Source organism: Nocardiopsis sp. NPDC055879 (assembly GCF_053615935.1).
The window spans coordinates 1-8,480 of record NZ_JBSHCT010000052.1 but is presented as its reverse complement, the minus strand read 5'-3'; the positions used below and the strand labels follow the sequence as shown (position 1 = coordinate 8,480).

The following is an 8,480-nucleotide window of genomic DNA, read 5'->3' as shown; positions in this document are numbered from 1 at the left end:
GGGGTGCTGCACCCCTCGGTACGCGCCCTGCCGGGGTCGACACTGCGGTGGTTGGACCGGTTCCGGGAAAAAGCCCTCGACCTGGGAGTTCCGGCAGGTGACGTGGACCGTTGGCTGGGACTGGCCCGACCGAAGCTGCGGACGGCACATGATGGCACCGGCCCGGTCCATGGCCGGCTCGGCAGCCCACTGATGCTCCCGCCGGACGTGCCCACCCCGGGCATGCTGTGGGACGACGACGATCCCGACGACGTCTACGAGTACCAACTCATCGCGACGATCGACCTGGCGGCGATCGCGCCGAGAGACACCGACCTGCCGCTTCCCGCCGACGGCCACCTGCTCCTGTTCGCCAACATCGAGCTGGAGGACTTTCTTCTGCCGGGCGGAGCCGTGTACGTTCCGGCGGGGACAGCAGTCGAGGAGCGGGGGACCTCGCTCGACTACCAGCCCTACGAGTACGACTCCCCAGAGGACCTGGACGAGGAGTTGCGGAGAACCGGTGAACTTCGGCTGGTCCCGGGCGTGGGATTGCCCTCTTGCGCCGTCGATGATCAGATCCTGGCCCGACACCCCCACGCGGAGACGTTGCAGGAGGCCTGGTCCGAGCAGTACGACGAGGGCGGTAAGTGGCAGATCGGTGGCTACGCCGCCGACTTCGACGGCTACGGGGATCCGGCCCCCGCCTCCGGGGGCCTGATGGAGTTCGGGGCAGGGCCCGGGGCCGAGGACGAGGTCCTGCTCGCGCAGTGGGTCGGGGTCCCGATGGGGATCCTGTACTGGACCATCCCCTACCAGGACCTGGCGGAGTGCCGCTTCGACCGCGTCAGCGCGTGGATGTACTCCAACCCCTGAAGCCCCGGCCCTGCTCCGGTCGGTCCGACCCGAGAGAGGGGTCCCCGCTGAGATCGTCCCGTCGAGATCGCTTCCGGATGATCTCGGCGGGGATCGCACCTCGGTCCCAGGTCTCGAACGAGCGCTCCAGGCACGGGCCGACACAGGGAAGGACGTCCCACCCCCTTCGCACGGACCAAGACCGCTGAAGAGGGGCCGGGGGAGGAGCATCGGCTTCAGGAATAGGGCATGGGTGCAAGGGCACCTGGAACCGACGGGCCCCTTCGAGCTTTCTGTGGCACGTGGTCTCGTTGGCCCGCGTGTTGGTGTGAGCCTCCAACGAGCCCGGCACGGAACGGTTTCCAGTGACTCTCGACGCCTGGGGTTCGTGCTGCCGAAGAAACCTTGACAGAAGAAGGCGAAGGCTTCAGGAGTTCCAGCTGTTCAGGATGACCTGTTCCAGCATGAGAGGGCCCTTGTCTGAGCAACGAAGCCCAGTCGTGGGCATAAGGGGATCACGGCTGGGCTTCGTGCTTGCTGGGGCTACTTGCCGAGGGCGGTGGAGAGGAAGTCAGCCCACTCGGAGACAGGGAATAGGAGATGGCCGGCGGTGGGGTGCTTCGAGTCACGGATGGCCGCGCCCCTGGTGTCGAAGTCGGAGACCTGGGCGACTTCGACACAGTCTTGGCCGTGTCCGCTGTAGGTGCTCTTCCGGAACTCAAGGTCGGTACTCATGGGGTGCCTTCTAGGGACTTGAAGAGGTCAGTGATGACATCGGCAGATTGTGTGGTGCTCAGGGCGGACCCCTGAACATCGCCGAAGGTAGCACTGTGTGTTTCAACCTCATCCAGATCCTCTAGGAACAGACCGTCCGAAGCGGTCTCGATGAACACGATGGGCAGGTCCAGAGGCTCCGGGAAGTTCAGGATCGTGAAAGGTGAACACAGGGCAGCGTGAGAACCGGTGCTGAACGGCAGGACCTGGACGTCGATGTTGGGAAGCTGCGCCATGTAGAGCAGGTGCGCCAGTTGCCCCTTGAGGACAGCAGTGCCACCGATGGCACGGTGCAGAGCGCCCTCGTCGATGACGGCTCGCAACCGAGCAGGCCTGTGCCGGGTGAGGACCTCCCGGCGGGCCATTCGGGCCTCTACCCTTCGTTGGAGCAGGTCTGGGTTCGCATACCTGCCTCCTCTCAGCACAGCTTCTGTGTATTCCGGGGTTTGGAGTAGCCCAGGAATGATCTGGGCCTGAAAGGTCTGGATCAAGGATGCCTCTGCCTCAAAGTCCGGCAAGGCTCGGTCAGTGAAGACCTCTTTGTACTTTGACCACCAACCTCGCTGCCTCGCATCCTTTGCGAGCGCGTGCATGGTGGATCGCCTTTCGATATCGATGATCTCGTAGAGGTCCAGCAGTTTGTCGAGATCGGCAGGGCTTATCCGTTTTGTCTCAGTCGTCTCCATCTTGCTGACTTTCCCGGGGCTCCACTTAAAACGTGCTGCGACCTGCGCACTTGTGAGTCCGGTGTCCTCGCGTGCTTTGCGGAGCATGGTGGCGAGTCGGCGCAAGCGCAGGGTTGGACTGTGCTGGATGCTCATGGCCATACCTTAACAAGTACTCGACTTCGTAGTAATAAATCGCTTGAAAACTCTACGCAGTAGCGTTACCTTGAAGATGTAGCCAGTGACCGATGGATCACTCAGAGTTCATCCGTCCAGGCTATGCCTTGCCCGTTCCGCGCATCACGGCCTCCGTGAGACTCCTCCAACGGGCGTCGCACGACCCCCGACTCATGTGTCCAGCCATGCCAAGGAGTGTGTTCGTCATGCCCGAAACCGCCTTCGCGCCCGCCACCGTGCCCGTCCCGGTGCAGGGGGAGGCCCTGATTCCGTTGGCCAGCTTCATTCGGCCCTTCCACCGCCACTACTTCTCACGCTTGCCCGAGCGTCCCAACTACCGGGCGCGCAGCTACGACTTCGCCGGAGTCCCGGCACTGATGCCGCTGGTGCGGGCGTTCCTGGACACCTGCGCGGCCACCGAAACAGGCGACTACCGATACCTGTTCACCCTGCTCGGTAGCGAGTTGGCCAACAACGCGCTCCGCCACAGCCTCTCCGGACAGCCCGGCGGCACCTACACCCTGCGCGTGCGCCGCGACAAGGAAGGACTCCGCTTGGCCTGCCACGACCGGGGCGGGCTACGTACCCGCAACGCCCGCCTGGTTCCGTCTCCGGGCGGGTTGAACCTGGGAGCCGAATCCGGGCGGGGCCTGGCCATGGTCGACGCCTTCGCCACCACCTGGGGCGACAACGGCAACGCCGAGTACCGCACCGTCTGGCTCTACCTGGCCTACGACCTGACCGACAGCAACTGGCACAGCCGCAACTAACGACATGTCCCGGACATGAGACGGGCCCAGGAGAGCGCGCCAACGCTCTTCCGGGCCCTGAACCCCCAAAACCCACACATGCTCATATGCAAGGAAAAGAGGATCTGATGAACCACCCTATCCCCGCGCCGCGCCGCCCCTTGGACACTCGCCCCAGCCAAGCCGCCGGCACCAACCACCCGGTCGGCACCGTTCAGCCCACCGGAACGGTCTTCACCTCCGACCCTCGCCGCCCAGCCCCGGCCACTGGTCCGGCCTGTGCTTCCTGCGTCCACCGCACCTGCCGCACCCAGCGAGCCGGCGCCCTGCCCCGTCTGGGTGGCCACCGCGCCGAGTTCGCCTTGGAACATCAGCAGGCCGCCGCGCTCCAAGCCCGCCATCGGCACTTGCTCATTTGGTGGGGTGAGGCCACGCAATCCTTCTGGGTGGCCTCCGAAACCGGCATATACGAGGCCCGAGACGTGGACGAACTCCTCCTGGAGTTGCGGCCGCACACCGACCGGCCCGCCATCCGGCCTTGGGCTCGGACCTTGGGTAAACCCCGAGTGCTCACCCCGGCCTGACTGTCGGCCTGGCACTCAGAGCCCACCGCCAAGGCCGGGTTCCTCGCCTGTGCGGGCAACGTGCGGTGTCCCTGAGTCCGGGGTTCAGGCGAGGCCGGCCGGAGACGCCATGGGGCGCGTCCTGGGCTCTGTCGAGATCACTCACCGCGGCCCTCCCGGGCTCTGAGCCCGGGAGGGCTTTTTCTGTAAACCGCACACGGTTTACAACGCTTGCGTTGTAGCGTTATCATCGTGTGGAAGATAGAACTCGAACTGGTGCGGCCGTGGCTGAGGCGACTCGACACGGACTCCTATGAGCAGGTGATCGCGGCGCTCGAAGTCCTCGCGGAGTTCGGGCCGACGTTGGGGCGTCCCGTGGTGGACACCATCCATGGTTCACGGCACAAGAACATGAAGGAGCTCCGCCCCGGCTCCAGAGGTCGTTCGGAACTGAGGATCCTGTTCGCATTCGATCCTCGACGCCAGGCGATCATGCTCGTGGCGGGGGACAAGTCCGGAGACTGGAGTAAGTGGTACACCAGGAACATCCGGATCGCAGACGGCCTGTTCGACGAGCATCTCGAAGGGGTCAGGGGAGGGTAGTGATGGGTACGAGCTTGCAGGACATGCTGAACGAACGGCCCGTCGACCGCGAAGCGGTGAACGAGCACAAGCGTCGGATGCTGGAAGACGTTCTTGTCCACCGGCTGCGTGAACTCCGCGAAGAGGCCGCCCTGACCCAGGTCGACCTCGCCGAGCGGCTGAACGTCAGTCAGAACCGGGTGTCCAGCATCGAGCGGGGCGGTATCGAGCGCACCCAGATCGACACCCTGCGTCGTTACATCGAAGCGCTCGGCGGCTCGCTGCACGTGGAGGTCGAACTCGGCGACCAACGGTTCCAGATCGCCTAGGGGCTTGTCCGGGAACAGAGGACACCCTGTCCCTACCGCCCTCTAGCCATGTGCCATGGGCGATGACAGGGTCCTCACACCTCCGACACCACGTGAGATCCGGGCCGAACTGGCAGAGTTGGTCGTAGGCGACCTCTATGGCCCCGCAGGCGGTGACGAACACGAACGGTTCCCCACCTACGAGCGCGTTACCGACCGCTACATCCTCGGCAGACTCGCGCCCAACGGCGCCCTGATCGATCCCAACGACCAGGAGTCTCGCCGAGTCCGGCGTGCACGACACCGTCAGTATGGCCGACGCCGACACCGATGGTGACGCCGAACCCGAGGCGCCCTCGGCCCCCAGCATGTTCTGCAACGCGCACGGCTTCACCGTGTGCGGGGTTTTGGTGCGAGACCCGGACCAGGTGAAGCGGCTGGTCGGGCACTTTCGACCCCTCATGTCCCCCGAAGGCCCCTCGGACGCGGCTGAGGGACCCTGCCTGCCGTGTGGTCGTCCACAGCCGGGCTTCTCTCACCATTTCGATGGCTTTGTTCCACCTCAGTGTGTCCTGAAGATGGCCCGGGCGGTCCTCCCTGATTTCTCAGGAAAACGACAGGAAACACAATGCCTTGGAAGTGGGATAGAGGAATTTTCTCTGATTCGAGGCATCAAGTGCCCAGAACACAGGGCATTCTGGAGTACCGACACGGATTGCACCCCCTAAGGATCAGATGAACACCTCCGATGGCGGCCAGGATTTCGAGCTGGACGTTCGGTTCCTCGACGGCACCGCTTCGCACCTGGTCGATATCGCTCACCGGTACTGGGACCTTCGTGGCCTGGATGAAGCGGGCGCCCACCCTCTCTGGCGTACGCCTGTGCGCGAGATCGATACCAACGGCTTGGGAGGGCGGCGCCACCTCCTGGTGGCTGCCGCGAGCAGGGCCGTGGCCAAGGGATACTTCTGCCCCTCGTGCGAAGAAGAGCTCTCCCTGCCGAATCGAAGCGCGTTGAACCAGATCCTCTCCGGTGACACCAGGGTGGTCTGCGCCGACTGTCATCCCACCCTCAGCGAGGAGGCGGAGGAATACAGGAACCCTGATGGGGCAGCCCTTCGTCGGGCTGAACGGCGTCGAGAGAGGCAATCGCTGAACGAGGCCTACGCCGACGCCGAGGAACGCTGGCTCAAGGCGCATCGGGAAGTGCTGAAAAACGAGTTCCCCCTTCACCACCACCCCGAAGAGGACTTCCCGGAGCTCGACGTTCGGTGGGAGCTCGCCGCGCTGACCGTGGTGCGAAACGCCACCGAGGCCGGGATGATCACCATCAAGGGTCATTCGGAGCCGTCCTCGCTCTCTCCCGACGGTGGGGACGTGGACGTGATGGAGACCTTGCGCCACCAGGGAGTACTCCACGTGCATCCGTCGACCGGGGTGAACTCGCGGGTGTGGCGGATCGGTTCCTTCGGTGACGCCGTCGCTGAAGCCGGGGGAGACCTGGACGACCTTCGCGTGCCCGAGCTCACGGGCCGCTACTACCCGCTGAAGACTCGGTTCTACATTCCGTATGGCGATGACATCCGAACGGCGGTGGCGTCAGCGGACAGCAGGCTCCTTCGTGGCCTGGCACGGGCATTCACCGACCATCGGCGCTTCGCCGCCCTGGAATCACTCCTCGTCGAGGTGATCGCGGACGAGGCCGTGCGCTACTTCGACCGCAAGTCGAAGGAGCACAACCTGCTCGACGTCCCGAAGGAGAAGCGTCCGCGACTGCGAGAAGCGGCCGAAAAACTCGCCCGGGTTCGATGCCTGGGCCAGCTCTACTTCGCCGCTTGGGCCGCGACGCGCAACGCGGCGGCGGCCACCCAACGTACCCCTCGCGCTTCCAGGGCGAGCATGACCGAGTACGGGCTCAGGAGCTTCGAGGACCTCGCCCAGGAGATGGTGCGGGACGCCACCAAGTACACGAGGATCTTCCGGGAGGAAACAAAGTTTCCTCTGTCCGCCATGACCCGAACCCTGTTCCACACGGTCTTGGACATGCATCCGATGGAGACTGGTCTGGAGCGGCTCAAGGCAATGCGCCCGGCCCCGCCCGTCTTCGCTCGGAAAGAGATCGCCGAACCGGTTTCGAAACCCTTGGTGAAGGAACCTGAGTCTGAGTCGGAGCCCGAGCTCGTCCATCCCGAACTGGAGGAGAAAGAGTTCCCCTCCGTCGAACTCCAGGCCCGGCGGCTGGCGGCAGTTCCGGAGTCGTGGTCGCCACGGGACTTCACCAATGTCTTCCAGACCGTACGCGAGGATATTTCGCTCGTCTGGGACGCGGACCACCCCAGCCACTCCGCTCTCCACGCGGCCACGGGAGTGCTGGAGATGCACCTGCTCCAACTCGGCACCTACCTCAAGGAACGCGAAGCAGTCTTGGCGATGGTGCTCGCGGCCAGTCTGTACAGGGAACTGATCGGGGCCCGACCCAACGCGCTGCCTTCGGGGAGAGTGGTGGTTGGCCTGTTGGTGGAAGCACTCATCCGAAGGGAACGGGGCGAGAAACCCACGGAAGCGGACAGCGATGAGTGAGTAAGCTCCGTCGGCCGCAGGGCATCGTTGGAGAGCAGGTCTGCCAGGGGTGGGGGTCGGCCCTTGGTGGGGTGTCTTGAATGTCGGATCGACCCGGTATTTTCGAGTTCGGCGGTGGGATCTGGAAGGCATTCACTGGTCGAGGTGGCCTTTTTGTGCTTTTTGTGGGGAAGGTGGCGTGGTGTCCGAGTTTCAGCAAGTTGCAGATTCGGGCTCTTCGCCAGGATGAAGCCGCAGGTCAGCGAGTATGGTCCCCGCACGCGGGGGCTTGCCCAGCCTGGTGATTGATATTGGTGCGGGCTGCTTTGCTGTGTGCTGGCGGGGGAAGGTTCAGGCCGAATCGGGGCCTCGTCGGGCACACCGCACAGCGCTTCGGGTTTCGGTCAATGCCTTGTTCCGAGGGCCCCGAACGCTATGGCTCGACCCGCGCTGAGACTCTGGAAGGCCACATCTCTCCCCCCGGAGCCACATATGGATCCCTACTTGGGCCCGTTGGACGTCCACAAGCGCAGTGGCGATGAGCCGATCATGGCCGACGGCCGGCCGGTGAGTACCCTGCTGGAGTTCTGGAGATGGGCCTACTCCGAGCCGGCCGGCAACACCATGCGCGGGATCCTGGCCGAGTATCTGGTGGCCACGGCACTGGGCGCCGAAACGGACACACGTCGTGAGTGGGACGCCGTCGACATCCGGACCCCGCAGGGATGGGCGGTGGAAGTCAAGTCGTCCGCCTATATGCAGTCCTGGGAGCAGAAGAAGCTCTCGGACATCAAGTTCTCCATCGCGCCCAGCGCCGCTTGGGACGCTCGCACCAACATCCAGTCCAAGGACGTTCGTCGTAATGCCGACGTCTATGTCTTCTGCGTGCTGCATCACCGGGACAAGCGGACTCTGGACCCGCTTGACCTGGAACAGTGGACTTTCTACGTCTTGCCCACTCGGGTCTTGGACGAGCGGTGCCCCGAACAGAAGAAGATCGGGCTCGCCGGTCTGCGCCGATTGTCGCCTTCGCGGACCGACTATGCGGGTCTGGCCGATGCGGTGGCCGCCGGGGTCGCGGAACACCATCGATGAGGGGCACGGAGAGCCCGACACGATAGACGGGGTCGCCGAGCTGGGGCGGACAGAGCCGGGGCTTCGATGATCGTAGGCGTTCAGGGAAAAACCGGGAATGTCGGTGGCTGTCGGTAGCTTCCGGGTATGAGTTTCGCGCTGATGCCCTACGTGGTCGACCTCGACGTTTTGAAC

10 protein-coding genes are annotated in these 8,480 nt (G+C 64.3%); 8 read left to right on the top strand and 2 right to left on the bottom strand.

Features of this window, described 5'->3' with window-relative positions; genetic code table 11:
* Positions 1-855, top strand: an 855-nt coding sequence (locus tag ACWGKS_RS29320) for a DUF1963 domain-containing protein (RefSeq protein WP_452524940.1), incomplete at its 5' end; no start/stop codon positions are given.
* A 522-nt stretch (positions 856-1,377) separates the two neighbouring features.
* Here ACWGKS_RS29320 and ACWGKS_RS29315 read toward each other — a convergent pair.
* Positions 1,378-1,569 carry a DUF397 domain-containing protein gene (locus ACWGKS_RS29315; protein ID WP_452524938.1) on the bottom strand — a complete coding sequence of 64 codons (192 nt, stop codon included), beginning with the start codon at positions 1,567-1,569 and terminating at the stop codon, positions 1,378-1,380.
* On the bottom strand, positions 1,566-2,429 hold the full coding sequence (locus tag ACWGKS_RS29310; RefSeq protein WP_452524936.1) for a helix-turn-helix domain-containing protein: 864 nt from the start codon (positions 2,427-2,429) through the stop codon (positions 1,566-1,568). Before ACWGKS_RS29310 ends, ACWGKS_RS29315 begins: the two co-directional genes overlap by 4 nt.
* Before the next feature lie 227 nt (positions 2,430-2,656).
* Between ACWGKS_RS29310 and ACWGKS_RS29305 the strand changes: the two genes are divergently transcribed.
* From ACWGKS_RS29305 to ACWGKS_RS29275, 7 genes are all read left to right on the top strand, one after another.
* A complete protein-coding gene (locus ACWGKS_RS29305; RefSeq protein WP_452524934.1) occupies positions 2,657-3,220 on the top strand; it encodes an ATP-binding protein in 564 nt (187 codons plus the stop codon).
* Positions 3,221-3,327: 107 nt separating this feature from the next.
* Positions 3,328-3,783 (top strand): hypothetical protein, encoded by a 456-nt coding sequence (locus ACWGKS_RS29300; protein WP_452524932.1) that lies wholly within the window; start codon positions 3,328-3,330, stop codon positions 3,781-3,783.
* Positions 3,784-4,014: 231 nt separating this feature from the next.
* Positions 4,015-4,365, top strand: a complete 351-nt coding sequence (locus ACWGKS_RS29295; RefSeq protein ID WP_452524930.1) for a type II toxin-antitoxin system RelE/ParE family toxin — start codon at positions 4,015-4,017, stop codon at positions 4,363-4,365.
* Between the two features lie 2 nt (positions 4,366-4,367).
* Positions 4,368-4,673, top strand: a complete 306-nt coding sequence (locus tag ACWGKS_RS29290; protein ID WP_452524928.1) for a helix-turn-helix domain-containing protein — start codon at positions 4,368-4,370, stop codon at positions 4,671-4,673.
* A 55-nt stretch (positions 4,674-4,728) separates the two neighbouring features.
* A complete protein-coding gene (locus ACWGKS_RS29285; protein ID WP_452524926.1) occupies positions 4,729-4,989 on the top strand; it encodes a hypothetical protein in 261 nt (86 codons plus the stop codon).
* 398 nt (positions 4,990-5,387) lie between these two features.
* Positions 5,388-7,232, top strand: coding sequence for a hypothetical protein (locus tag ACWGKS_RS29280; protein WP_452524924.1), 1,845 nt, complete (start codon positions 5,388-5,390; stop codon positions 7,230-7,232).
* A gap of 471 nt (positions 7,233-7,703) precedes the next feature.
* Positions 7,704-8,306, top strand: coding sequence for a hypothetical protein (locus ACWGKS_RS29275; RefSeq protein WP_452524922.1), 603 nt, complete (start codon positions 7,704-7,706; stop codon positions 8,304-8,306).
* Positions 8,307-8,480 lie beyond the last annotated feature (174 nt).